Annotated in this window: 24 protein-coding genes; 18 read left to right on the top strand and 6 right to left on the bottom strand. The window is 62.6% G+C overall.

The features are described from left to right. Window positions 1-5: 5 nt before the first annotated feature. The 6 genes from AC07UC_RS14245 to AC07UC_RS14220 form a co-directional block, all read right to left on the bottom strand. Window positions 6-1163 carry an acyl-CoA dehydrogenase family protein gene (locus tag AC07UC_RS14245; protein WP_494906403.1) on the bottom strand — a complete coding sequence of 386 codons (1158 nt, stop codon included), beginning with the start codon at window positions 1161-1163 and terminating at the stop codon, window positions 6-8. Further along, window positions 1163-2497 carry an MmgE/PrpD family protein gene (locus tag AC07UC_RS14240; RefSeq protein ID WP_140774294.1) on the bottom strand — a complete coding sequence of 445 codons (1335 nt, stop codon included), beginning with the start codon at window positions 2495-2497 and terminating at the stop codon, window positions 1163-1165. Before AC07UC_RS14240 ends, AC07UC_RS14245 begins: the two co-directional genes overlap by 1 nt. After that, window positions 2494-3660: a CaiB/BaiF CoA transferase family protein gene (locus AC07UC_RS14235; RefSeq protein WP_494906400.1), complete on the bottom strand. Its 1167-nt coding sequence runs from the start codon at window positions 3658-3660 to the stop codon at window positions 2494-2496. Before AC07UC_RS14235 ends, AC07UC_RS14240 begins: the two co-directional genes overlap by 4 nt. 120 nt (window positions 3661-3780) lie before the next feature. Beyond that, window positions 3781-4743 (bottom strand): LysR family transcriptional regulator, encoded by a 963-nt coding sequence (locus AC07UC_RS14230; RefSeq protein ID WP_494906398.1) that lies wholly within the window; start codon window positions 4741-4743, stop codon window positions 3781-3783. 77 nt (window positions 4744-4820) lie between these two features. Further along, window positions 4821-5654: a class I fructose-bisphosphate aldolase gene (locus tag AC07UC_RS14225; protein WP_494906396.1), complete on the bottom strand. Its 834-nt coding sequence runs from the start codon at window positions 5652-5654 to the stop codon at window positions 4821-4823. Between the two features lie 33 nt (window positions 5655-5687). After that, window positions 5688-6449, bottom strand: coding sequence for a DeoR/GlpR family DNA-binding transcription regulator (locus AC07UC_RS14220; protein WP_140774298.1), 762 nt, complete (start codon window positions 6447-6449; stop codon window positions 5688-5690). 395 nt (window positions 6450-6844) lie between these two features. Here AC07UC_RS14220 and AC07UC_RS14215 point away from each other — a divergent pair, with 395 nt between their 5' ends. The 18 genes from AC07UC_RS14215 (at window position 6845) to AC07UC_RS14130 (ending at window position 24920) form a co-directional block, all read left to right on the top strand. Beyond that, window positions 6845-8254 carry an ABC transporter substrate-binding protein gene (locus AC07UC_RS14215; protein ID WP_202326456.1) on the top strand — a complete coding sequence of 470 codons (1410 nt, stop codon included), beginning with the start codon at window positions 6845-6847 and terminating at the stop codon, window positions 8252-8254. A 103-nt stretch (window positions 8255-8357) separates the two neighbouring features. Then, window positions 8358-9230: a carbohydrate ABC transporter permease gene (locus AC07UC_RS14210; RefSeq protein WP_202326455.1), complete on the top strand. Its 873-nt coding sequence runs from the start codon at window positions 8358-8360 to the stop codon at window positions 9228-9230. A 4-nt stretch (window positions 9231-9234) separates the two neighbouring features. Further along, window positions 9235-10185 (top strand): carbohydrate ABC transporter permease, encoded by a 951-nt coding sequence (locus tag AC07UC_RS14205; RefSeq protein ID WP_483125715.1) that lies wholly within the window; start codon window positions 9235-9237, stop codon window positions 10183-10185. After that, complete coding sequence (locus AC07UC_RS14200) at window positions 10185-11273, top strand: ABC transporter ATP-binding protein (protein ID WP_140774302.1); 1089 nt, start codon at window positions 10185-10187, stop codon at window positions 11271-11273. The genes AC07UC_RS14205 and AC07UC_RS14200 overlap by 1 nt, the downstream gene beginning before the upstream one ends. Then, window positions 11270-12376, top strand: coding sequence for an ABC transporter ATP-binding protein (locus tag AC07UC_RS14195; protein WP_494906392.1), 1107 nt, complete (start codon window positions 11270-11272; stop codon window positions 12374-12376). Before AC07UC_RS14200 ends, AC07UC_RS14195 begins: the two co-directional genes overlap by 4 nt. Beyond that, entirely contained in the window at window positions 12376-12579 is a 204-nt protein-coding gene (locus AC07UC_RS14190; RefSeq protein ID WP_056570758.1) for a hypothetical protein, read from the top strand. Before AC07UC_RS14195 ends, AC07UC_RS14190 begins: the two co-directional genes overlap by 1 nt. A 43-nt stretch (window positions 12580-12622) precedes the next feature. Then, window positions 12623-13576, top strand: a complete 954-nt coding sequence (locus AC07UC_RS14185) for a dihydroxyacetone kinase subunit DhaK (RefSeq protein ID WP_494908936.1) — start codon at window positions 12623-12625, stop codon at window positions 13574-13576. 5 nt (window positions 13577-13581) lie between these two features. Continuing rightward, window positions 13582-14217 (top strand): dihydroxyacetone kinase subunit DhaL, encoded by a 636-nt coding sequence (gene dhaL / locus AC07UC_RS14180; protein WP_202326452.1) that lies wholly within the window; start codon window positions 13582-13584, stop codon window positions 14215-14217. A gap of 30 nt (window positions 14218-14247) precedes the next feature. Beyond that, window positions 14248-15135 (top strand): 3-hydroxy-5-phosphonooxypentane-2,4-dione thiolase, encoded by an 888-nt coding sequence (lsrF, locus tag AC07UC_RS14175; RefSeq protein ID WP_494906389.1) that lies wholly within the window; start codon window positions 14248-14250, stop codon window positions 15133-15135. Between the two features lie 2 nt (window positions 15136-15137). After that, entirely contained in the window at window positions 15138-15932 is a 795-nt protein-coding gene (locus tag AC07UC_RS14170; RefSeq protein WP_494906387.1) for an SDR family oxidoreductase, read from the top strand. A 413-nt stretch (window positions 15933-16345) separates the two neighbouring features. Next, the gene (locus AC07UC_RS14165; RefSeq protein ID WP_494906385.1) at window positions 16346-17431 is read left to right on the top strand and encodes an ABC transporter substrate-binding protein; all 1086 of its coding nucleotides are present in this window, start codon (window positions 16346-16348) and stop codon (window positions 17429-17431) included. An 11-nt stretch (window positions 17432-17442) separates the two neighbouring features. Beyond that, window positions 17443-18393 (top strand): ABC transporter permease, encoded by a 951-nt coding sequence (locus AC07UC_RS14160; protein ID WP_494906383.1) that lies wholly within the window; start codon window positions 17443-17445, stop codon window positions 18391-18393. Continuing rightward, complete coding sequence (locus AC07UC_RS14155) at window positions 18374-19225, top strand: ABC transporter ATP-binding protein (protein ID WP_181180010.1); 852 nt, start codon at window positions 18374-18376, stop codon at window positions 19223-19225. The genes AC07UC_RS14160 and AC07UC_RS14155 overlap by 20 nt, the downstream gene beginning before the upstream one ends. Before the next feature lie 11 nt (window positions 19226-19236). Next, window positions 19237-20046 carry a TetR/AcrR family transcriptional regulator gene (locus AC07UC_RS14150; RefSeq protein WP_494906381.1) on the top strand — a complete coding sequence of 270 codons (810 nt, stop codon included), beginning with the start codon at window positions 19237-19239 and terminating at the stop codon, window positions 20044-20046. Between the two features lie 39 nt (window positions 20047-20085). Next, window positions 20086-21450, top strand: a complete 1365-nt coding sequence (locus AC07UC_RS14145) for an aminotransferase family protein (RefSeq protein WP_494906379.1) — start codon at window positions 20086-20088, stop codon at window positions 21448-21450. Window positions 21451-21529: 79 nt separating this feature from the next. After that, entirely contained in the window at window positions 21530-22699 is a 1170-nt protein-coding gene (locus AC07UC_RS14140; protein WP_494906377.1) for an acetyl-CoA acetyltransferase, read from the top strand. Beyond that, window positions 22696-24318 (top strand): acyl-CoA synthetase, encoded by a 1623-nt coding sequence (locus AC07UC_RS14135; protein ID WP_494906375.1) that lies wholly within the window; start codon window positions 22696-22698, stop codon window positions 24316-24318. Before AC07UC_RS14140 ends, AC07UC_RS14135 begins: the two co-directional genes overlap by 4 nt. Window positions 24319-24431: 113 nt before the next feature. Continuing rightward, window positions 24432-24920: a hypothetical protein gene (locus AC07UC_RS14130; RefSeq protein WP_494906373.1), complete on the top strand. Its 489-nt coding sequence runs from the start codon at window positions 24432-24434 to the stop codon at window positions 24918-24920. Window positions 24921-24943: the final 23 nt, after the last annotated feature.

Below are 24943 nucleotides of genomic sequence, written 5' to 3'. Positions count from 1 at the left end.
GCCCGTCAATAGGAACGTGGCATTCCGAGCACATGCTCGGAAAGGTAGGACAGGATGAGGTTCGTCGAGATCGGCGCGACCTGGTAAAGCCGGGTTTCGCGGAACTTGCGCTCGACATCATATTCTTCGGCGAAGCCGAAACCGCCATGGGTCTGGACACATGCGTTGGCGGCTTCATTCGAGGCATCGGCGGCGAGCATCTTGGCCATGTTGGCCTCGGCACCACAGTCGAGGCCCGCTTCATAGAGCCGCGTCGCCTCGCGGACCATGAGTTCGGCCGCGCGCATGTTGGCATAGGCCTTGGCGATGGGAAACTGGATGCCCTGGTTGGCGCCGATGGCCCGGCCGAAGACGTTGCGGTCGCAGGCGTAAGTGGAAGCCTTGTTGATCAGCCACTTGGCATCGCCAACGCACTCGGCGGCGATCAGGATGCGCTCGGCGTTCATCCCGGACAGTATGTAGCGGAAGCCCTTGCCTTCTTCTCCGACCAGGTTTTCGGCGGGGACTTTGACATTGTCGAAAAAGACCTCGGTCGTGGAGTGGTTCATCATCGTGCGGATCGGCCGGATCGACAGCCCCTCTTGAAGCGCCGCCCGCATGTCCAGGATGAACACTGAAAGGCCGTCGGTCCGTTTGGCCACCTGGTCCTTTGGAGTGGTCCGCGCGAGCAGGAGCATGAGGTCGGAATATTCCGCCCGGCTTGTCCAGATCTTCTGGCCGTTGACGACGTAATGATCGCCCTCCTTGCGGGCGAAGGTCCGGATCGAAGTCGTGTCCGTGCCGCTGGTCGGCTCGGTGACGCCGAACGCCTGCAGCCTCAATTCGCCGGAGGCGATCTTCGGAAGATAACGCTCCTTTTGAGACGCGTTGCCATGCCGCAGGACTGTCCCCATGACATACATCTGCGCATGGCATGCGGCACCGTTGCACCCGGCTCGCTGGATCTCCTCGAGCACGGCGGCCGCGGCCGACAGTGTCAAGCCGGACCCGCCATATTCCTCGGGGATCAAGGTCGCAAGATAACCAGCCTCCGTCAGCGCGTTGACGAAATCCACCGGGTAGGCGCGGTCCGCGTCGAGCTTGCGCCAGTATTCGCCCGGAAATTGCTCGCAGAGCCGACGCACGGCGTCGCGGATGTCTTCGTTGTCAAAGTCCTTGAACATCAGGCGCTCCGTGCGGCACGGACTGGGGCCCGCGCATCGCCAGCTATTTCAAACAAGCCCAGCGAGCGCACCGGACGGTTATCGGGCAGGCCAAGGATCGCCCTGATCAGGTCGTCGGCACGGCCTTCCGAACAGCCGCCTTCGACAAGTTGCGCGCGGGCCTTCCCAGACAGTTCGGCGGCCGTCACCGGATTGTCGGGATCGCCCTTGGCATCGTGGCGCGTGGCGGAAAGGCGCCTCCCGGAAGCGGTCTCCACCACGATCTCGGCTCCCCATGACCTGGGATAAGCCGCTTCAATCCCGGGCGCGAGTTCGACCTTGACCTTGCCGCGTTCGCCGACCATCCGTTGCCGTGCATCCGCGTCGAAGCTGGCCTGGTCGACGCGGCCGTCCGCCAAGGCTATCGCGACCGTATGCTGCAGCGAGAATTTGGCGCTGTATGGATCTTCCGGGCTCGGACGGTCGCACACGTCGAGGCCGGCACGATACGTTCCGACTTGAACCCGTGCGATGGCCTCGCCGGCGATCTCGTGATGCAGGGCGATCGCGCCGTCGATCGCGGGGTGGGTATGCCGGCAGCAAGGCCAAGGCTTGATCGAGGTGTTGATCAGCTGCCACGGGCGCTCGGGTCCGCTTGTCACGGCCTCCGGGATCGGGTCCGGACAGAGGCCGGCGTAAAACCCCTTTTCGCCTTCGAGGATATTCTCCGCGCCGGTGAATCCCTCCTTGGCCAGGAATGACGCGAGAAGGCCCGATTCCGCGGCTCTGGCGGTGTGGAGATGCTTGCTCATGGCGCCTTCGGCGAGGAATTCCCAGAGCCCTGACGACTGCGTGCCCGCATTGCCAAGCGCCCACACGGTCTTGGTGTCGTCGAGGCCGATGAGTTCAGCCGCGGCAAACGCGGCGCCGAACGGACCGCAGGTCGAGGTGTTGTGCCAGACCCGGTAATGCTTCTTGCCGACGGACATGCCTATTCGGCAACAGGCTTCATATCCCGCGAGAACCGCCTTGAGAAAAGCTTCGCCGCCAAGATCGAGGTCATGAGCCACCGCCCAGGCCGCGGGAATGACGACACTGCCCGGATGGGTCACCGAATCCCGATGCAGATCGTCCATCTCCAGGATATGGGACAGACCGCCCAGATAAAACGCCTTGCGGGCGGTGTCCGCTTGCGTCGGCGGCGCGACCGTCCTGAGCATGCGGGCCGGCTCGGTCGGCAGCGCGCCGAGGGCGCAGGCAAGCGTATCGAGGACGAACAGCGACGCCCATTCGAGGTCGCGTTCGGTTACCGGCTTTTCGCGGATCAGGCGGGTCAGGTTACGGGTCAAGCTCATGGCACTGTATTTCCTATCCGTTTGGCATCCACCCTGCGGGCGGTGCCGAACTCCTGCCGCAAGGCCAGGTCATGTTCGCCAAGCGTTGGCACCCTGCCAAGCACCGGCCGCCTGCCGTTGACCGTGACAGGCGGGGCAAAAAGCTCGACCTGCCCCACCGATGTCTCGACCGGGACTTTGGTCGCGCTGCGGTGCACCGCCAGATCCGCCATGGTTGAGACACGCCCATATGCGATGCGTACCTGGTCCAGCAGTTCGCATAATGTGGCCATGGTATAGCTCGCCAGCAGCGCCTGTACGCATGCGTCCAGCGGCTCGCGGTTCTTGATGCGCAGGACGTTGCGTTCGAACCTTGGGTCCGTTGCGATCGACGACTGGCGCAGGACACTGTCGCAGAACACGGCCCATTCGCGCTCATTCTGGACGGCGATCAGGATTTCGCCGTCGCTCACCTTGAACAGCCCATAGGGCGCGATCGAGGGGTGGGCGAGGCCGAGCCGTCGCGGCTCCTTGCCGCCGTAACGCTGCGCCAGATAGGGCACGTTCATGTATTCGGCGAGCGTGTCGAATAGCGAAACCTGAAGGTGAGCCCCTTCCCCGGTTCGAGCGCGCACGATCAGCGCTTCGAGGATAGCGGCGTAGGCCCCCTGCCCCGTGGCGATGTCGGATATCGATATGCCGACGCGGGTCGGGCCCGACGAAGCGGATCCCGTTACTCCCGCCAAACCCGCTTCAGCCTGGATCAGCAGATCGTAGGCTTTGCGATCATGGTCGGGCGTTCCCGGCGCATAGCCGCCAATGTCACAGACGATCAACCTGGGAAACCGCTTCCTGAGATCAGCGCTGCCGATGCCCAGCCTGTCGGTCGCGGAAGGCGCAAGGTTCTGCACGAACACATCGGCTGAGGCGAGCATGGACTCGACGAGTGCGAGATCGTCGGGCCGCTTCAGATCGACGGTGCAGGATTGCTTGCCGCGATTGTTCCAGATGAAATAGCTGGAGAGGCCGTCAACGTAATCGTCATAGCCTCGCGCGAAGTCACCCTCGGGCCGTTCGAGCTTGATGACACGTGCGCCCGCGTCGGCCAACCGCGACGTCGCCAGGGGCGCGGCCACGGCTTGCTCCAGCGAAATGACGGTCGTTCCCTCCAGCGCGCCGGGCATGGCATGCTCCCTGTCCTGCTTTTCCGACACCATCGCACCGGAAGGGGCCACTGCGTCAAATAGCGTTTTGTAATGGGAGGTATAGCGAAACGGTACAGTCGTGCGCCTGCCCGGAACAGGCTAGCCAAAGAGGTCGGGGCGCTGATTTTCGTCGGACAGCTCGGCGCTCCAGATCTGGTCCTTGACCAGCTGGCGAAGGATTTCCCACGATAACTGCCCGACGGCGCGGGGAGCGGTTTGCAGGGGGCGTTCCGTCGAGTAGGCCAGATACACTTTCCGGGTAATCGGAGGGTTCTTGAAACTCCACGCCCGGCACAGTCCGGCCTGGGCCTCCGCGTTGATCGCCATCCTCGGCAAGATCCCGTAACCGATTCCGCGCGTCACCAATCTCTTGATCTGGGTGTAGGAGTCGATTTCAATCGCCGGGTTGATGACGGCCTTGACCGACGTCGCCACGGCATCGATCAGTTCCCGCAGGCCGTGCCCGGGACCTGGTACGACAAGCGGCAATCCGGCGACGTCGCGAAGCTCCACGGAGGAGCCCCGAAAGGCGTCCGCCCCGGGCATCGACGGGCTGGCAAAGAGACAGATCTCCTCGGACAGCCCATGATGTACCGCGAGTCCTCGGGGATCCGACGTCGCATAGATCATCGCAAGGTCGACTTCCCCAAGTTTCAGCCATTCCAGAATGTAGCCGCTCATCGCCTCCACGACGCGGATGCGAACCTCGGGGAAGCGCTCGCGGGCGGCCTCGATCAGCGGCGCCGCGAGCAGCTCGCTGACTGTGCCCGGCAATCCGAAGCGCACCTCGCCACGAGGGGCGATGGCGGCGCCCCTGACGCTGTCGGTGATTTCGGCGAATTCGGCAAGAATGCGCTTGGCGTGCACCATGAGGCGCGCGCCGGCTTCCGTCGCGCTGACCCCATGCGGCCCGCGATGCAGAAGGGAGAGGCCAAGCTCCTCTTCCATGTGCCGGACATGCTGGCTCAGCGCCGGCTGCGCCACGTGCAGCTGCGTCGCGGCCTTGGAGAACGAGCCGCTCTCCACGACCTGGGAAAAATATCTAAGCTGACGAAGGTCCAAACCAGTTCCCTACGCTTGATGCAGGGTCACCGTATAACATTTTGTTATTGAGGCAACGGCGAAAACCGGCCCTCCGTCTACCCCGGGCCCAACGGCATCGCACAAGAACCGCCCTGGAATTCCGAGCGATCATGAACCACGTCCGCCAATCTCGCCAGGGTTGCCGCGACATCCGCCTGCTGGAACACGTTGCGTCCGAACATCAGGCCGGTCGCGCCGGCGCTGATCGTGTCCTTTGCGAACTGCAGCGTACCCGCCAGGGTGGCCAAGGCCGGACCGCCCGCGACGGCGATGGGCGCCAGCGATTGCCTGGCAATGTCGGTGAAACGCTCTGGTTCGCACCAGTCGGTTTTGATCATGTCGGCACCGAGTTCGCCTGCCATACGGCAGTTCATCGCCACCACGGCCGGGTCGTCGGCGCGCGCGAAGCCGCCCTTTGCCGCCATCGCCTCGATGACATGCACGACACCCCATTTCCGGCATTCGGAAGCGACGATACCCGCGGTTTCGAACGATTTCGTTTCCTCCTCCGGGCGGTTGTTGCAGGTGAACAGGTAGGTGATCACCGCTTCGGCACCCATTTGCACGGCTTCCTCCACCGTCGCGACGAGACGACTGTGCGTGTCCGGATACCCTGTCGGCGTCCCGTGGCGCCACATGGTCGTCTGGTCGAGGCGCAGAATCACGGCAGGCCCGCCTGCCAGGCGGTGGCCATGGCGCAAGAGCATGCCGGGATTGACGATGACCGCGTCGACCCCTGCCTCCGCCACGATGTCGATCAAAGGCGCGGGATCCGCGATGCCGGCGATCGGTCCGACCTGCATGCCGTGGTCGAGCGGAACACAGAGCATTCGCCCCGACTTCTTGTTGAGCAACCGTGCAAGCCGGCGTGCCTTACCGATTTCGGACATTTCTTTCATTCCTTTGGGTGGGGTGCGGCCCGGTCAGACAAGTTCCAGCCTGACGCCCGCTTCCTTCATGTTCTGCACGATGTCGCGGTCAACCGATTGCGAAACCAGGACCACATCGAATGCCGTGAGTTCGGCCACGTAGTTGAGGGCCGAGAAGTGGAATTTGCTCTCGTCGACAAGAAGAATTTTCTTGCGCGCGATCTCCATCATCGCCTGCTTGGAGCGCACGACCTGTTCGTCCTGGGTATAGAGCGACATGCCCTGGATGGTGGTCGTCGACATCAACGCCACATCGACATGGTAGGAGCGGATCGCCCTTTCGCAGGCTATGCCGAAAAAGCCGTTGTAGACCCGGTGGTATTTGCCGCCCAGTCCGATCAGTTCGACGTCCTGCTTGTCGCGCAGCCGCTCCATCACGGGCAGTGCATTGGTGATGACGGTTATCGGCGTCATCTGCTCGATGAAGTCGCAGACATGGAAGGTCGTCGAACTGTCGTCCCAGACGATGGCGTTGCCGGGTTCGATATGGGCGGCCGCGGCGCGCGCCAGCCGGCGCTTCTCCTCTACATGCTGACGCGCCCGGTAGAGGTAGCTGCTCTCGAACAGCATCGACTTCTCTACCGAGACGGCGCCACGGATACGCCGCACCAGGCCCTGGTCATGCAGATCGTTGAGATCGCGGTGGATGGTCATCAGCGATACGTCGAGCAGGACGGCCAGGTCCTTGATCTGCGCCGTTCCGCTTTCCATCAGAATGCGGATGATTTCCGAACGGCGATGGTCCGCCTTCGACAAATGTTGCGCCTCTTCGGATTCCAAGCTGCTTGTCCCTCCGGCGATTTTGCCCCTTGCCTGTTTTAACATCATTGACAAAGCGCGCCAGAGAAAAATGTTAAGATATCAAAATTTCGATGTTGCACTGCGCCGCGAGAAAACATCCGAATTCCGTGGTCTCGGCGCGAAGTACCTCAGAATTATGGATTTAAATGGCTTTTCGCAGTGCAGCGCGACCCCGGAATGGGCGTGTTAGCAAATGTTTCGTGCAAACCGCGCAACCATATTTAACATCAAAAAGCACTGTTTGTAACTTTTCTATTGATATTTATAACGCCCATGCATAGGCTTTGGACAGGGGTTAGGAGAGGGTCGGGTCCGACCATTGCCCCCTGAACTGACAAGTGGAGGAGAACATGAACATGGCCATGCGCACGCGTCTGTTGACGTCAGCCGCAGCGCTTGCAGCCGCGCTCGCTGCAACCGCGGGTTCTGCCCGCGCCACCGATCTGACTTTCGTCTGGCACGCAGGCACTTGCGCCGACGCGCTGACGACCATCGCCAAGGACTATCCGGACAAATCGGTAAGGATCGTGCCCGCGCTTGTCCCCTATGGCCCGCAGTGGCACGACAAGATCGCGTCCGAATTCGCCATCCAGGGCGACGCCTTCGACTTCGCAATGTGGGACAGCCAGTCCACCGCCGAGTTTGCCCAGCATGCCGTCAAGCTCAATGACATCTTCGAGAAGTCGACCTACCTGAAGGCCGACATCTTCCCGGCGGCTTCGCTCTCGCGCTATGGTGAGTATCCGGATGGCTCCGGGCAGTTCTTCGGCCTGCCGGCCAACCAGGATGCCTATGGCCTGACCTACCGCAAGGACCTGTTCGAGGATCCCAAGGAGAAGGAAGCCTTCAAGGCCAAGTACGGCAGGGACCTGGTGGTGCCGCAGACCTATCAGGACGCCAAGCAGGTGGCCGAGTTCTTCACGCGTCCCGAGCAGGGGCTCTATGGCTGGGGCCAGATGGGCGGCCGCGACTATGACTTCGCGACCACGGCATCCAACTCCTTCCTCTGGTCGTTCGGCGGCGAGCTCTACAATCCTGAGACGATGGAAGTGAAGGGCTACCTCGACTCGCCGGCTTCGGTGGATGGGGTGCAGGCCTATGTCGATATGTTCAAGTATGGTCCGCCCGGATCGACCAACTGGGGCTTCGACGAGGTCAACACCGCGATCCAGCAAGGCCAGGTCGCCATGGCGATGCAGTGGTTCTATTTCAACGGATCCAATGTCGATCCCAAGGTCAGCAAATTCGCCGACAAGATCGCATTTGGGGTTCTGCCGGGCGCCATCGGCCGCGACAAGAAGTTCCGTCGCCAGTTCTCGGTCGGCGGCCAGGGCATGGGCATCAACAAGTACTCCAAGAAACTGCCCGAGCTGACCAAGTTCATGGAATGGTATTTTCAGCCCGAGCAGCAGAAGCGCTATGCCGCCGTCTGCCAGACCGGCCTGAAGCAGGTGCTGGAAAGCCCGGATTGGCAGGGTTTGAATTCCTACAACCGGCAGTTCTCCACCGCGCTGCAATATCTGAACGACTATTGGCACCTGCCTGAATATCCGGTGCTGCTCGACGAGCTGCAGCAGGAGATCTCAAACGCCGCCACCGGCGCCAAGACGGTGCAGCAGGCCCTTTCGGACGCCGCGGAAAAGAACGAGCGCACGCTCCAACGCGCCGGATACGAAATCAAGCGTGGCGACAAGACCCCGGAAGTGCCGGACGAGGTCATATCGCCGGTTGGCGTCGACGCGGTCGTTCCCGTCGAATAACCGCCTTGACCCGAAGGGCACGCGGAGCGTCTTCCGCGTGCCCTTTCTCATCCCCGTCCCATGCAGCAGAGCCCGCACCGCGCCGGCTCGAAGACAGGTCGTCATGACGCATTCCAAGACATCGACGATGGACCTTGCCGGCAGATGGCTGGTGCTGGGATTGCTCGCCATCTACACGGTCTACAATGTCGGCCCGATCTTCTGGCTGCTTTTGTCTTCGTTCAAGAGCCGCATGGATTTCTTCACCATGCCGCCGAAACTCCTCTTCACGCCGGACTTCAGCGGCTACCAGGCGGTCTTCGGCATCGGTGCGGCCAAGGACAGCGCTTCGGCGGTCGGGGTCCTCGACTCGCTTATCAACAGCATCATCGTCTCTGTCGCCGGCACGTCGCTCGCCGTCTTCTTCGGGACGCTGGCCGGCTATGTCTGCTCGCGCTTCAATTTCATCGGCAAGGGCGACTTCATGTTCTTCGTCCTGTCGACCCGCATGCTGCCGCCGGTCGCGGTTCTCGTCTTCTACCATCTGATGTTCGCGCGGCTCGGGCTCGCCGACACGCGAACCGGTCTGGTCCTCGTCTCGATCTTCGCCAATGTCGGTCTGGCCACCTGGATCATGAAGGGTTTCTTCGACGGCGTGCCGAAGGAGGTCGAGCAGATCGCCATCGTCAACGGTTACACGCGCATGTACGCATTCCTCAAACTGGTGCTGCCAATGGTGAAGGGCGGCATCGCCGCCACCGCCGGCTTCTGCTTCATTTTCGCCTGGAACGAATTCGCCTTCGCATCCATTCTCACGACCACCCAGGCCAAGACCCTGCCCGTCAAGATTTCGGCCGCTTCCGGCGCAACCGGCATCGAGTGGACGCAGATATGCGCTGCCGGCGTCGTCCTCATCATTCCCGTGCTGATCTTCTTCTATCTCATCCGCAAACATCTGCTGATGGGGATGACCTTCGGCGTGCTGGGAAGGAGGTAGACCAATGACTGCCACCAACACGCCTCTTGCACCCGAAACGCAGGCCGCCGCCCACGCGGCGCGGCAGACGCAACTGCGCAAGCGCTCCTCTGGCCGCATGATGATCTTCGGCTTCCTGTCGCCGACGCTGGCGATCCTGATATTCATGGTCGCCTATCCGATCTTCTCGCTGATCTATTATTCGTTCTTCAATTTCTCGGCCTTGCGCCAAGGCACGATGAAGCCGGTCGGCTTCAACAACTACAAGTTCCTGCTTTCGGATCCCGATCTCTGGGACCGCTTCATATTCACCGGCAAGTTCGTGTTCATCTGCGTCACGCTGCAGATGCTGATCGGCATTTTCGTCGGCTACCAGATGCAGAAGAATTTCCGCGGCCGCGACGTCATCTTCACCATGCTGATGATGCCCATGATGCTGTCCCCGGTCGTGGTGGGCTTCCTGTGGCGCTACATGCTGAATTCGGAGTGGGGCGTCATCAATTTCCTGGTGTCGTCGGTCGGCTTCAGCAAGGTCGACTGGCTTGGCCAGACCAGCCCGGCGCTGTGGGCGGCGGCCGCCGCCGACACCTGGATGTGGACGCCCTTCATCGTGCTTCTGGCGACCGCCGCCTTTCGCGGCATTCCCGAGACCATTTACGAGGCGGCCGAGGTGGACGGCGCCAGCCCCGCCTATCGCTTCTTCCGCATCACGCTGCCTATGTCGGCGCCTGTGCTGTTCATCGCGCTGATCCTGCGCCTGATCGACAGCTTCAAGCAGTACGACCTTTTCGTCGCGCTGACAGGCGGCGGCCCGGGGTCGAGCACGGAGACGGTATCCTTCTCGGTGGCCAAGACGGCATTCAGCTATTTCTACACCGGGGAAGCGTCGGCGCTCGCGGTCATTCTTCTGGTCATCATTATCGGTCTGTCGATGATCCTTGTCCGGCACCTGACCAAGATGGGCGAGAAGTACTGATGGCCGAGATCACTCTCAGGAACCTGAGCATCCAGTTCGGCGCCTTCAAGGCGGTGGACGACGTCAGCCTGACCGTGAAGAACGGCGAGTTCGTCGTCTATCTGGGGCCTTCAGGCTGCGGCAAGACGACGACCCTGCGCTGCATCGCGGGCCTGGTGAAGGCAACCAGCGGCGACGTGCTGTTCGACGGTGCGGCCGTCAACGATCTGAGCGCCAGCGAGCGCAACATCGCCATGGTGTTCCAGTTCGTTTCGCTCTACCCGCATCTCAGCATCAAGGAAAACATCGTCTTTCCGCTGAAGGCGCGCGGCGTCGCGAGGGCCGAGATCGCGCGCAAGCTCGACTGGGTCACCGACATCTTCAAGCTCGGCGACGAGCTAGCCCGCTATCCCGGCGCGCTGCCACCCGGCGCAAGGCAGAAAGTGGCGCTTGCGCGTGCCGTCATCCGCGATCCGGCCGTCCTGCTGCTCGACGAGCCGCTGTCGGCGATCGACGAGCAGTTTCGTGAAGAAATGCGCTGGGAGCTCGGGCATCTGCAGCGCCAGCTCGGCGTCACCACGATCTATGTCACGCACGACCAGCGCGAGGCCATGTCGCTCGCCGACCGCATCGTGCTCATGAACAACAGCCGCATCGTCCAGGTCTCGAACCCTGACCGCATGTTCTTCGAACCGGTCGACATCTTCGCCGGCCAGTTCATCGGCTCGCCGTCGATGAACCTCATCGACCTCGCGCCCGTCGAGGGCGGCCTGCGGCTGGGCGACAGCGACGTCACGCTGACCGCCGCGCGCGACCGCCTTCCCGACTGGGCTCTCTCGTCGAAGCGGCCGTTGAAGCTCGGCGTGCGCCCGCTGAACGTGCACCTGACCGACGATCCGGCCGCCGGCGTCGCAATCGCGGTGGACGATGTCTTTTCCATCGGCCGCGAACGCTTCTTCTCGTTCCGCATCGGCGACACGATCCACCAGGGTGTCGACAAGCGCCGGTCGCCATCGGGCTCCGTGATGCGCGTGCATTTCGATCCGGATGGCTTGCTGTTTTTCGATGCCGCCACCGGCCGGCGTGTCGACGCGGAGGTCGCGGCATGACCCCCAAGCCAATGCTCCAATTGAAGGGACTGAAGAAGGCCTATCGCGGAAAGACGGCGCTTCGCAGCCTTGACCTCACCGTCAATGACAACGAGATATTCGCGCTCCTCGGACCGACCGGCGCCGGCAAGAGCTCGACGCTGCTCGCCTCCGCCGGCCTGATCGATCTCGATGCCGGGCGCGTCGACCTTGCCGGGCGCGATGTGACCGACTCCGACCCGGGCAGCCGCGACATCGCCATCGTGTTCGAGGGCTTCAACCTCCTGCCGGTGCTCGACGTAAAGGACAACATTGCCTTTGCGTTGCGCTCGCCGGCGTTCCGCGAATCCGAAGGCGAAATCAGCCTTCGCGTCGGCCGCACCGCGGAACTGCTGCGCATTTCTCATCTGCTCGATCGCGACGTGGACACGCTGTCGGGCGGCGAACGTCAACGTGTCGCCATCGCCCGCGCGCTTGTACGCCGCCCGGTAATGTTCCTGCTCGATGAGCCGCTGTCGGCGCTCGATCTCAAATTGCGCGAGGGCTTGCGCGCGGAACTGCGCCAGATCCACCGCCAGCATCGCTCGACGATGCTCTACGCCACGCACGATTATCATGGCGCCATCGCCATCGCCGACCGGATCGGCATCATCGACGGCGGCGTCATCCAGCAGGCGGGCACCATAGAGGACATATACCGGCTTCCGGCCAATGTCGTCGTCGGCCGATTGGTCGGCAGCCCTTCGATGGCCTTCTTCGAGGCCGGCATCGAGGACGGCCATGTCATCGTCAAGGGTGCGCGGCAGCGCATCCCGATCGGCGAGTTCGGCACGGTCGCCGGCGGGAGCGGCAAGGTGCTGCTGGGTGTCTGGCCGGAGGACATCGAGGTCGGCTCCGCCGATGCCGCCGGGGCCAGCACGGGCACGATCTATGCCGTGGACAATCGCGGCTTCGAGCGCGCCATCCAGGTCGAGACATCAGGAGGTTCATTCCGCAAGGTCGTTCCGCTGTCGATGCGCTTCACGCAGGGCGATGCCTGTTCATTCCGCATTCCGGAAGGCCGCGGCTTCCTGTTCGACGCAGCCGGCGGACGCCGCATCTCGCAGGCGGAGGGTTCCCGCTGATGGGTCCGTTGTTCAGCAAGAAATGGTTTTATCGCCTGGCGAGCGTGCTGATCCTTGGCGGCTTCGCCATGCTCTGCCAGCCCTTCACGCACAGGCTTTTCGTCATCGGTTTCCCGGTGCTGCTTGCCGGGGTTGTGCTTTTCATGATCCTGGATCACGTGCCCGACGGGCGGCCGGAAACCGAGGAGGAAGACCGTGGCTAATCCGAAGAAAATCCTTAACGACGTCAAGCGCGTCGTACCAGAAATGATCGATGGGCTGGCGCTTGCCAATGACGGCCGTGTCTACAAGCTCGACGGCAAGCCGGCGCTGATCCGCAAGGACATCCCGGACGGCAAGGTGGCGCTGCTTATCGGCGGAGGCTCCGGCCACGAGCCGCTTTTCCATGGCTTCGTCGGCAAGAACATGGGTGACGGCGCCGCCTGCGGCAACGTCTTTGCCGCGCCCTCGCCCGATGTGATCGCGGCCGCGGCCAAGGCGGTGCATCGCGGCAAGGGCGTCCTGTTTCTCTACGGCAACTATGCCGGCGACAACATGAATTTCGACATGGCCGTGGAACTGCTCGAGGATGACGGCATCGAGGTCCGCACCGTGCGCGTCTGCGACGATGTCGCGGCCGCGCCGCCGGAACGGATGCACGACCGTCGCGGCATCGCGGGCGACATCTACATGATCAAGGTGGCGGGCGGCGCAGCCAGCGAGCTTGGGACGCTTGACGAGGTCGAACGCGTCGCGCGCAAGGCACAGGGTTGGGTGCGCAGCATGGGCGTCGCGGTCTCCGCGGGATCGATCCCGGAGACCGGCAAGCTGACCTTCGAACTCGGGGACGACGAGATCGAGGTCGGCATGGGAGCCCATGGCGAAGCCGGCATCGCGCGCCAGAAGCTGAAATCGGCCGATGCGATCGCCGACGAGCTCATGGACAAGATCCTCGCCGATCTGCCGTTCGCCAGGGGCGACGAAGTTGCCTTGATGATCAACAATCTCGGCGCCACCACCATGATGGAGATGCTGATCGTCAACCGGCGCATCCGCGCGATCCTGGAGCGCGAAGGCATCTCGGTCCACCGCACCGATGTCGGCACATGGCTGACCGTGCAGGAAATGGCCGGTTTCTCGGTGACGCTGATGAAGCTCGACGACGAGTTGAAACACTATCTCGACATGCCGGCGGAATCGCTCGGCTATTCAAGGATGTAACGGCGATGATCGAAACGCTCGATGCCAACGCTACGCGCGAGATGATGCGCTCCGTCGCGCAATCCCTGATCGACCAGACCGACGTGCTGACCGAGGCCGATTTGACCATCGGCGATGGCGACCATGGCGTCGGCATGCGCCGCGGCTTCGAGGCCGCGCTCGAGGCGCTCGACGCCGGCGCCGCCGAAAGTGCCGAAGCCGCCTATAAGGCGGTCGGCACCGCTATCCTGTCCAATACCGGCGGTGCGGCGGGTGCTGTGTTCGGCACGCTGTTTCGCGCCGGCTCCAAGGCCTTCGCGGCATCTGATGTCATCGACGACGCCTCGTTCGCGACGGCGCTGGAAGAGGGTCTTGCGGCGGTGCTGAAGCGCGGCGGCGTGACCGAGGGCCAGAAGACCATGGTCGACGCGCTTGCCCCGGCCGCGCGGGCCGCGCGCGCCGCCGTTGGCAAGGGCCTCGCCGCCGCGACGGCGGCGGCCACCCAGGGCGCGCTGGATGGGGTCGAGGCCAGCAAGGCAATGATAGCGACGACGGGAAAGGCGCGCTCGGTTGGCGAGCGCAGCATTGGCTACCCGGATCCGGGCGCGATCTCGGTTTCGCTCATTCTAAAGGCAATGCAGGACTTCACGGCCAGGGCTTGACCCTGCCGGTTACGGAAAAAGGACTTCGACATGGCTGATCTCGACGACATCAAGGACGGCAAGGACTGGGGCCGGGACCGTCCCGCCGACACCAGCCGCTTCTACCTCAAGGGAGCGGCGCATCACGACTGGGGCATGAAGGCGAGGCTGTCGCGCATCTTCAATCCCGACAGTGGCAGGACAGTCATGCTCGCCTTCGACCATGGCTATTTCCAGGGTCCGACGACTGGCCTTGAGCGGATGGACCTGACGATCGCGCCGCTTGCCCAACACGCCGATGTGCTGATGTGCACGCGTGGCGGCTTGCGCGCCACGATACAGCCGGAGGTCAACAAGCCGGTGGTGCTGCGTTGCTCGGGCGGCAATTCGATCCTGACGGAACTTTCCAACGAACTGGTGGCGGTCGACATCGACGATGCGATCCGCCTCGGCGCGGTGGCCATGGCCGCCCAGGTCTATGTTGGTGCCGAATACGAGCACAAATCCATTTCCAACGTCGTCAAGCTCATCGACACCGGCACACGCTATGGCATTCCCACCATGGCGGTTACCGGCGTCGGCAAGGACATGGTGCGCGATGCCCGCTATTTCGGCCTGGCGACGCGCATCGCGGCTGAGCTCGGAGCTCAGTTCGTGAAATCCTACTATGTCGACGAGGGCTTCGAGCGCATCGCGCTCGGCTGTCCGGTGCCGATCGTGATTGCCGGCGGCAAGAAGCTGCCGGAGCGCGAGGCGCTTCAGATGGCGTGGCTGGCGATCGACCAGGGCGCGGCCGGCGTGGACATGGGCCGCAACGTCTTCCAGTCGTCGAACCCCGTCGCCATGCTCAAGGCGCTCGCCGCCATCGTTCATCGCGGTGAGAAAGCGGACAAGGCCTATGCCATGTTCCGCGACCTGGAAACGGCAGAGGCAGCTTGACGATGACCCTCGATGAGGCATCACACGACGTGGCCCTCAAGCCGATGCAGGGCAAGGTCGTGGCTGTAACCGGCGCAGCGAGCGGGATAGGCCGCGAGATTGCGCGCGTCTTTGCCCAGGCGGGTGCCGCTGTCGCAACGCTGGACATCAACGATGCCGCACTCGGGTCGCTCGCCGCCGAATATGGCTGCCGGCCATACCGGTGCGACGTGACGGATGCGGCGTCGGTGAAGCGCGTGCTCGACCTGGCGGCGGATGAGCTGGGCGGCCTCGATATCCTCGTCTCCAACGCCGGCTCCGCCCAGCAAGGCGCGATCGGCGACCTGCCGATGGAGGAACTGCGGCGAAGCTTCGAACTGAACTTCTTCGGCCACCAGAACGCCTGCCAGGCGGCGATACAGATCTTTCGACGCCAAGGCAGGGGCGGCGCGATCCTGTTCAACATTTCCAACCAGTCCGTCAATCCGGGAAAGGATTTCGGTCCGTACGGCATACCCAAGGCCGCGACGCTGGCCTTGATGAAGCAATATGCGGTCGACCATGGCCGCGAGGGGATCCGCGCCAATGGCATCAATGCGGGGCGTATCCGCTCCGGCCTGATGACCGATCAGATGATCGTTGAGCGTGCCAGCGCGCGCGGGATGACTCCGCACGAATACATGGCCGGCAATCTGCTTGGAGTAGAGGTAACGGCAAGCGACATTGCCAACGCATTCCTGCATCTGGCCCAGATGGACAAGGTCAACGCGGCCGTCCTCACCGTCGACGGCGGCGTAATGGCGACATCGCTGCGATAGCATTGCAGCTTCCAATAGCTAGGGCGCATTGCCAAGGTCGGAGGCTCGCGCCTTTCGCGCCGCCACGTGCAGCGCGGAGCTATCGCCCAATTCAGCCTCGAGAACTGAGCGTAGCATTTTGATGTAGAATAATCCGGTGGACCCGAAAGGTCATCGTTTTCCACAGAAAATCAATACGTTAGCGGCAGGTTCGCAAACCTATTTCCTTCGTGTTCCTCATATGGCCTGGCGAACCTAAGACCCAGGAGGAGGACTGGTTTCCCTCCGCGCGGTGTTTCGTCATCCCGAAAAAAGGTCGATGAACCGCTGCGAACGCGGCTGGTTCGGGGGCCGAGATCGGCCCGTCTCCTTTCGGCGACATCCGCAGTTAAGCAGCCATCCCACTTCGGGTACCCACCCGTTGGGGCGGAGCAATGGAACAGTCCGAAACAAATCCTTCGCAACAAGGATTGACAAATTATGAAACTGCATTCAGTTTCATAATTGGAACAGACAAGCGCTGCCGGCAAGGCGGCCAAACATGGGGAACTGACATGAAGCCACTGATCGCATTGTCGACGGTTGCAGGCTTGACTCTCGCCTGCTCGGGAATTGCGAAGGCCGAGGATGCTGCACTTTCCGGCAAGACAGTCTGTGTGAACAGATATGCGTCGGCCCCCGTCATCGATGACATCCTGAAGGGAATGAACGACGGCCTGAAGGCTTCGGGCGGCGAAAAGATCGTCCAGAACATCCAGAACCCCGAGGCTGACGCCGCAACCCAGCAAACCATAGCGCAGCAATTTGCCAATGGTGGTTGCGATCTCATCGTGGTCATCGGCACCGCCGCGGCGCAATCCATACAGCAGGCGACCAAGACCGTGCCTGTGGTCTTCGTCGGAGTATCGACACCCGTCGAGGCCGGCATTGTCCAGTCCCTCGAAAAGCCCGGCGGAAACATGACCGGGGTTTCGGATCCCCTCCCTGTCGAATCGGAAATCGACGGCATGCTGAACATCCTGCCAACGATCGAGACGATCGGCCTCATCTACAAGGTTGGTGATCCCGCCGGCGATCCGCTGGCGGCGCGCGCTATCGCGCACCTTGAAAGCAAGGGTTTGAAGCACGTCACCGCGGGCATCGCCAATGCCGGTGAAACCACCCAGGCGGCGCAATCGCTCGTAGGGCGCGTCCAGGCAATCGAGTTCCCCTGCGACACGACGACGATCTCGGGCATGGCAGGCGCTCTAAAGGTAGCCAAGGACGCCAAGCTGCCAGTGTTCGGCTGCACATCCGATGCGGTCAAGGGTGGCGCGATCCTGGCTGGCAGCTACAGTTATGTGACTGTTGGAATGAAGGCGGCCGACCTTGTGGTAGCCGTGCTGAAGGGCGCCAGCCCCGCCACGACACCGGTCATCATCCCCAAGATTGCCGGCTTCGAGATCAACAAGACCGAAGCGGGCGCTTTGGGGCTCAAGATTCCCGAGACTATGATGACCTCGGCGGTCAAAACCTACTGAGGCGAATTTCGATGCTCATCGATGTGCTTGTGATCGGAGCCCAGATCGGGCTCCTCTATGGACCGTTGGCGCTCGGTATCTACCTGGCGATCAACGTGCTCAGCCTGCCGGATCTGACACTTGAGGGCTCGTTCGGCCTCGGCGGCGCGGCAGCCGCGAGCAGCCTTCTCATGGGGTTCGATCCCATCAGTTCGCTGTTGCTCGGCATGTGTGCCGGCGCGCTTGCCGGACTTGTGACGGCTCTGCTGCACGTGATCCTGCAGATGAACGTTCTGCTCGCGGGCATTCTGATGACCACGGCGGCATGGTCCGTCAGCATCGCGGTGATGGGCACGGGCAATGTCTCTCTCGTGCGCGTGGAAACGTTGTTCACCTGGGCCGAGCATCTGGGCCTCGGCAACCAGTCCGCTTCGATACTTGTGGCGGGCGTCGTGACCTTGATTTTCGCCACTCTCCTGGTCTGGCTCCTGCATACCGGATACGGCCTCGCGACGCGCGCAAGCGGGCTGAACATACAGACCGCGCGAAGCCTCGGCATCCGCACGGAGATGCACCAGGTTCTTGGTCTTATGCTGGCCAATTCATTGGCGGCTGCATCGGGCGCGCTGGTGGCGCAGAGCCAGGGGTTCATGGATGTCTCCATCCAGGGCGGCGTGATCGTGGTCGGCCTCGCAGCCCTGACGATCGGCACCAGCGTCATTCGTTCCGACAAGGTCGCCGTCGGGGTGGCCTCCGTCATCGTCGGCGTGATCATCTATCGCTGTATCGTGGCGCTCAGCCTCAGAATGGGCATTCCGCCAAACTCCGTTCGGCTGATCACCGCGCTCCTGGTGTTCGCCTTCATCGCGGCCCGCATCCACGGAAAGGGCACGCTTACGCTTTCCGGGTTCGAAGGCTGGCGGGCCCGCCGGCGCAAACATGTGCAATTCCTGGAGAACGATCGTGTCACCACCCTTCTCTGAGCGACGCATTGGTGGCGCACCACCAGCCATACGGCTTCGCCATGCGACGAAGCGCTTTGCCGGCCTTGGCAAAAAGGAAGTCTTCACCGCGCTGGATGATCTGACCCTTGATATCGCACGCGGCTCCTACGTTGCGCTGATCGGCTCCAACGGTGCTGGCAAGTCCACGCTGCTTTCAATCCTCATGGGGACATTGCTCCTCGATGAAGGATCCCTGCACATCGACGACGAGGACATGAGCGAGAAACCCTCGTGGCAGAGGGCTTCCAAGATTGCGCTCGTTCGCCAGAACCCCGAGCACAACGTGCTTTCCTCGCTCAGCATCGAGGAGAATTTCGCACTGGCCGTGATGGGCAGGGAGCGTGCCTTCCGCCTTCGCCGCTATGACCGCGACGGCGTGAGGCTGGCAGCAAGAAGCGCGCTTCAGCGATTTGGCATGGGGCTGGAAGACCGGCTCGGCGAATCGACGGGCACCCTCTCCGGGGGGCAGCGCCAGGCTGTGGCGATGGCGATGGCCGCGGTCCGCAACCCGCGCGTCCTGCTGCTGGATGAGCACGTATCGGCGCTCGACCCCAAGCGCGCGAAAATCGTGGCGGATGTCACCGGAGAGATCGTGCGCGCGCAAGACATCACGACGGTGATGGTCACGCATGATCTTGGTCATGCGCTCAGCCACACCGATCGCGTGCTGATGATGCATCGCGGCAAGGTGGTGATGGATCTGTCGGGCGAGAAGAAAGCAGCGCTCGACGTGGCCGAGTTGGCCGCTCAATTCGAGAGGTTGGTCGGCGAGGCCCTGCCTGATCGCACGCTGCTTGCGGCGGCTTCCTGATGAGAGACAAGATGACGGACCGCAACGCGCCAAATGCCTCGCCGGCTGGAACTTCCGCAAGCCAGAGCCAAACAGGTCCTGCCGGATCCCATCTGGCATTGGGCGATCGCTACGTTGCCGCGCTGAATGCACAGATCAAGGGCGCGGGTGGCGAAGGCAAGAGTGCGCGCACACGCGCGAAGCTGAAACGGGCGGCGTTCGATTGCTTGACGGAAAGCGACCTTGCCAGCCTGACGATCGGCTCGGTCACCGGCAAGGCAAAGGTCGCGGCAGGAACGTTCTATCTGCATTTCGACAGCATCCGCGACCTGGTGCTCGAGGTGTTCTCGGAGTTCGCCGCGGTCGACATCGCGCCGGCGATTCCCGAAGGCGACGAATTTGTCGACCTCTTCTCCCAGATGAAGGCGACATTCATCGAAATCGTGGGGGCATTCCGCCGCCGCCGGATGTTCTTCCGGTCGCTGTTCCAGATGAAGCGGCAGGACGCGGAAGCCAATGCGGTCTGGTTGAGGCTGACCGCGCAGTGGGCCGAAATACTTTCGACCATCGCCAGGGATCATGCCAGGCAGCCGGTTCCCGCGGCCTTCGACCGGTTCATCGGGCACGCAACGAGTGCATTCGCCGACGAGATCATGACTCGCATCTATGTCGACGAGATCTTTGGCGCGGCTTTCCCCGACGATCCGCGCAATGACGAGCACGTGGCCGAGCTCCTGGCCTTCACGCGCCATCGCATGCTGTTCGGCTCCGACCCCGACCCGAAGCTGCTGACGGCGAATTCCCCACTCAATGGCTTCTCCTACCCTGCCAAGCGGTCCTGAAGAGACCCGCCTCCCGCAGGCAACCGTGCGAGGATACTCATGACACTGCGCTATCAGCATTTCATCACGCCCGAAGGCACAAAGGAATTCCCGAAAGTCGTCCGCGGCGAAGGCGTCTATATCTGGGACAGCACCGGTCGCCGGCTGCTGGATGGATCGTCGGGCGCCATTTCGGTCAATGTCGGCCATGCCCATCCCAGGGTGCTTGAAGCGATGCGCGACCAGATGGGGCGCATCATCTACGCGCACAGTATGAGATGGGACAATGACCCCAACGAGCGGCTGGCCGCCAGGCTCGAACGCTTGAGCAACTGGGACTATGGCGCCGCCTTCTTCGTCTCCGGCGGCTCGGAGGCCAATGAGGCCGCGATCAAATTCGCCCGTCAGGTGGCGGTGGCGCGAGGCCAGGCATCACGTTTCAAGATCATCAGCCGCGTCCCTTCCTATCATGGCGCGACTACGGCGCTTCTCGGCATCACCGGTGACCCGGACTATGCGGCAGCCTACAGGCCGATGTTCGTCGACATGCCAAAGATCGACGCGCCGCTGATGTATCGGCGTCCGGCCGGCGAAAGCGAACAGGATGTCGTCGACCGCTGTGTGCGGCAGCTGGAGCAAACGATCCTCCGGGAAGGTCCCGAAACCATCCTCGCCTTCATGATCGAACCGGTCGGCGGCGTGTCGACCGGAGCCCTGGTTTCCCCGGACAGCTATTCCACCCGCATCCGCGAGATTTGCGACCGTTACGGCGTCATGCTGATCTACGACGAGATCATGAGCGGCGCCGGCAGGACGGGCAAGTTCCTCGCCGGTCATCATTGGCCGGATTGCCGGCCCGACATCGTCACGCTCGCAAAAGGCGTCAGCGGCTCCTATGCGCCACTTGGCGTGGTCCTGGCCTCGGCGGACATGGTAAGCGATGTGCGCCGTTCGGGGGGCTTCAAGCACGGCCATACTTATTCGGCCAATCCCGTCAGTTGCGCCGCATCCGACATGGTCCTGAGGGTTGTCGAGGAAGATGGCCTGATGGAACGGGCGCGCAATTTGGGCGCGCTGATCAAGTCCCGACTGGAGGATATCAAAGGCAAGACCGGCATTATCGGCGACATTCGCGGGCTTGGACTGCACATGGCCGTGGAGATCGTCGCGGATCAGGTCACCAAGGAACCGTTCCCGGCAGAGATGCGGGCAAGCGAACGGATCGGAATGATCTGCCGCGACCACGGACTGCTCTTGTTCTCGCGGCGCACCGCGGGCGGTTCGTTTGGAGAATGGCTGATGGTCTGCCCTCCCCTGACGATCCGCGAAGCGGAAATCGAGGAACTGATGGAATCTTTCACCGCCGGCATCCGCGCTTTCGAGAGCGAGATTTCGGCAAGGCCGGAATGGCGCGCAAGCGCCTGACCACAATAGCGGCAGTGCGTGCCGCAAGCAAAAGAACGGCTGATTGGACGGCGCTCCTCGAGTGCCGAGAGGAACTGGCATGGCCAAAGCGCGGATGATCGGTTGGGCCCACGGCGATTTCGGCAAGTCCGCCGCCCCCGACACCGAGACACTGATGGCAGAAGTCGTTGGCCCGGCGCTCGACCATGCGGGCGTCGGACCCGCCGATGTCGATGGCATCTTCGTCGGCGTCTACAACAATGGCTTTTCCCGTCAGGATTTTCAGGCGGCGCTTGTCGGCATGAAACATCAAGGTCTTGCCGCGACCCCTGCCGTGCGCTTCGAAAACGCCTGTGCGACGGGTTCAGCGGCACTTTTTGGCGCACTTGATTTCATCGAGGCCGGTCGCGGACGGATCGCCCTGGTGATCGGCGCCGAAAAGATGACCGGCCTGCCCTCCAGCGAGGTTGGCGATGTCCTGATGTCCGGCTGCTATCGCAAGGAAGAGGCGGATGTGGAAGGCGGCTTCGCGGGCGTATTCGGGCGCATCGCGCAGGCCTATTTCCAGCGCCATGGCGACAGATCCGAGGAACTGGCGATGATCGCCGCGAAGAACCATCGCAACGGGGTCGCCAACCCGGTTGCGCATATGCGCAAGGATCTGGGTTTCGACTTCTGCAATACGGTGTCGGAGCGCAACCCCTATGTCGCCGCACCTCTGCGGCGAACCGATTGCTCCCTGGTGTCGGACGGCGCTGTCGCCATCGTCATAGCGGACGAGGAGACGGCGGCCCACATGTCTCGTGCGATCGCATTTCGCGCCAGAAGCCATGCCAATGACTTCATGGCGCTGAGCCGGCGCGATCCGATCGCCTTTGATGGCGCGCGGCGGGCCTGGGCAACGGCGCTCGGGACCTCCCTGTTGGCCATCGATGATCTCGACCTTGTCGAGACACATGACTGCTTCACCATCGCGGAATTGATCGAATACGAGGCGATGGGCCTGGCGCTGCCCGGCCAGGGGTTTCGCATCGTGCGCGAAGGGGTCGCGGAACGTTCCGGCCGGCTGCCGGTCAATCCCTCCGGAGGCCTGAAGGCGCGCGGCCATCCGCTCGGCGCCACCGGCGTCTCCATGCATGTGATGGCCGCACAGCAACTGATGAACGAGGCCGGCGCAATGCAGGTTTCGAATGCAAGCCTTGCCGGTGTCTTCAACATGGGAGGTGCCGCCGTCACCAACTACGTCTCGATCCTGGAGCGGTCCCGATGAGCAGGCCAGCTGAAGGCTCGATCGAACCGGTGTCCCGGCGCGTGATGAATCTGTCGCATTTCCTCACCCAGGCGGCGCGCCGATTTCCCGAACGGATTGCGTTTGTCTGGGGAGATGAAAGCTGGACATGGCGCGAGATCGATCGGCGCATCGATGCGATGGCTTGCGCCCTTGCCGAAACTTACGGGGTCAGGAAAGGCGATCGCGTTCTCGTGCAGTCGCAAAACTGCAACCAGATGTTCGAGTCCATGTTCGCCTGCTTCCGCATCGGAGCGGTATGGGTCCCCACCAATTTCCGCCAAACGCCTGAAGAAGTCGCCTACCAGGCAGAGGCAAGCGGCGCCATTGGGATGATCTGCGGCAATATGTTTGCGCATCATCAGGCCGCTTGTGCCGCATCCTCCGCGCCTCTGCGCTTCTTCATATCCATCGGCGAAGCTGCCTTCGGTGCGGACTACGACATGGTGGTTTCTCAGCACCACGGCAAGCGGGTCGAGACGGCGGCGGTTGAACGAGACGACCCCTGCTGGTTCCTGTTCACATCAGGCACGACGGGACGGCCGAAGGCGGCAGTGCTGACGCACGGACAGATGGCGTTCGTCATCACCAACCATCTCTGCGATCTCATGCCGGGGACGACGGAAGACGACGCATCGCTGGTGGTGGCGCCACTGTCCCACGGCGCCGGCGTTCACCAGCTGACACAGGTGGCGCGAGGCGCCAAGACGGTGCTGCTGGCGACAGATCGCTTCGACATCGAAGCAGCGTGGGCCCTGATCGAAAGGTGGCGCATCACCAACGTCTTCACAGTCCCGACAATCCTCAAGATGCTCGTCGAGCATCCGGCCGTGGATCGGTATGACCACTCATCGCTGCGCCATGTCATCTATGCTGGAGCCCCGATGTATCGCGCGGATCAGGAACACGCCCTGACCAAGCTCGGGCTTGTTCTGGTCCAGTATTTCGGGCTCGGCGAGGTGACAGGCAACATCACCGTTCTCCCGCCCAACCACCATCGACTGGGTGACGGTCCCGATGCGAGGATCGGCACCTGCGGCTTCGAGCGGACAGGGATGCAAATTGCCATCAGGTCGCCCGAGGGCAAGGAACTCGAGCTCGGCGAAACGGGAGAAATCTGCGTGATCGGCCCGGCCGTCTTTCCCGGATACTTCCAAAATCCGGAAGCGAACGTGAAGGCCTTCAGGGGCGGCTGGTTCTGCACCGGCGACATCGGGCACATGGATCGGGAAGGCTTCTTGTACATAACTGGCCGGGTATCGGACATGTATATTTCCGGTGGCTCGAACATCTACCCGCGCGAAATCGAGGAGAAGATCCTCACTCATCCCGGTATCAGCGAGGTGGCGGTGCTTGGCTTCCCGGACCCGATCTGGGGCGAAGTTGGGATTGCTGTTTGTGTCGCCGCGCCAGGCACCGACGCCGCGACGTTGGACATCGATGCTTGGCTGATCGACAAGATCGCACGCTACAAGCTGCCCAAGCGCTATCTGTTCTGGAGCGAGCTGCCAAAGTCCGGTTATGGGAAAGTGGTCAAGAAGACGCTCAGGGAATTGCTCGCCAGCCAGATCCAGCCGAGTCAGGACGATGAGCGACGATAGAGGGATCGGCACGGCAAGGCCGCGGAGGCGACGCTGCTTTCCAACGGACCGATAGTCGTGGCCTGCTGGCGGTTACAGCGGTGTGGACGCGCTTGCTGGCGTGGCCGGGTCCCATGGTTTTCCTGTGTGAAAGGCTGAAGGGAGGGATTGCCGATTGCACGAACGCGTCCATAGTCACGAGGATGGGGGCGCAGTACGTTGATCTCGTTTTGCTTGAGCAGTCGCTGGCCGATACCGGGGGTTTGAATCGCCCGTTCTCTGATCGTGTGGGCGACATTGCGCAGAAGACGGACGGCTCCGTGTTGTTCGACGTTCGCGTCGAAGGCGATCCTGGCATTCAACGGATCGCGGCAATCGGTTACGGGGCGGACGGCGTCGTCGCGGTCGTCATGGACAGGGACGGAGGACTTGCTTCAGCGCCAGTCGACGGAAGCAGCTACGCCCTGATCGCGGAACTGAGCGCCTGGTGCGCGCTGCCGATGGCCGAGCAGATAAGCGCCAGCTACCTCGAGGCGGCAACCAAGCTGCTTGCCGAACTTGCCAAGGCTGGCCGCATCGACCGTGACCGTGCGGCCTCCTTGGGTGGCAACGAGACGTCGTAGCGCGCCGTCACAGCCCAGGCGAA

The organism is Mesorhizobium sp. GW821-FHT04C10, from assembly GCF_059420305.1.
The sequence above is the reverse complement of the archived record's forward strand: the minus strand, read 5'-3'. Positions and strand labels throughout refer to the sequence as shown.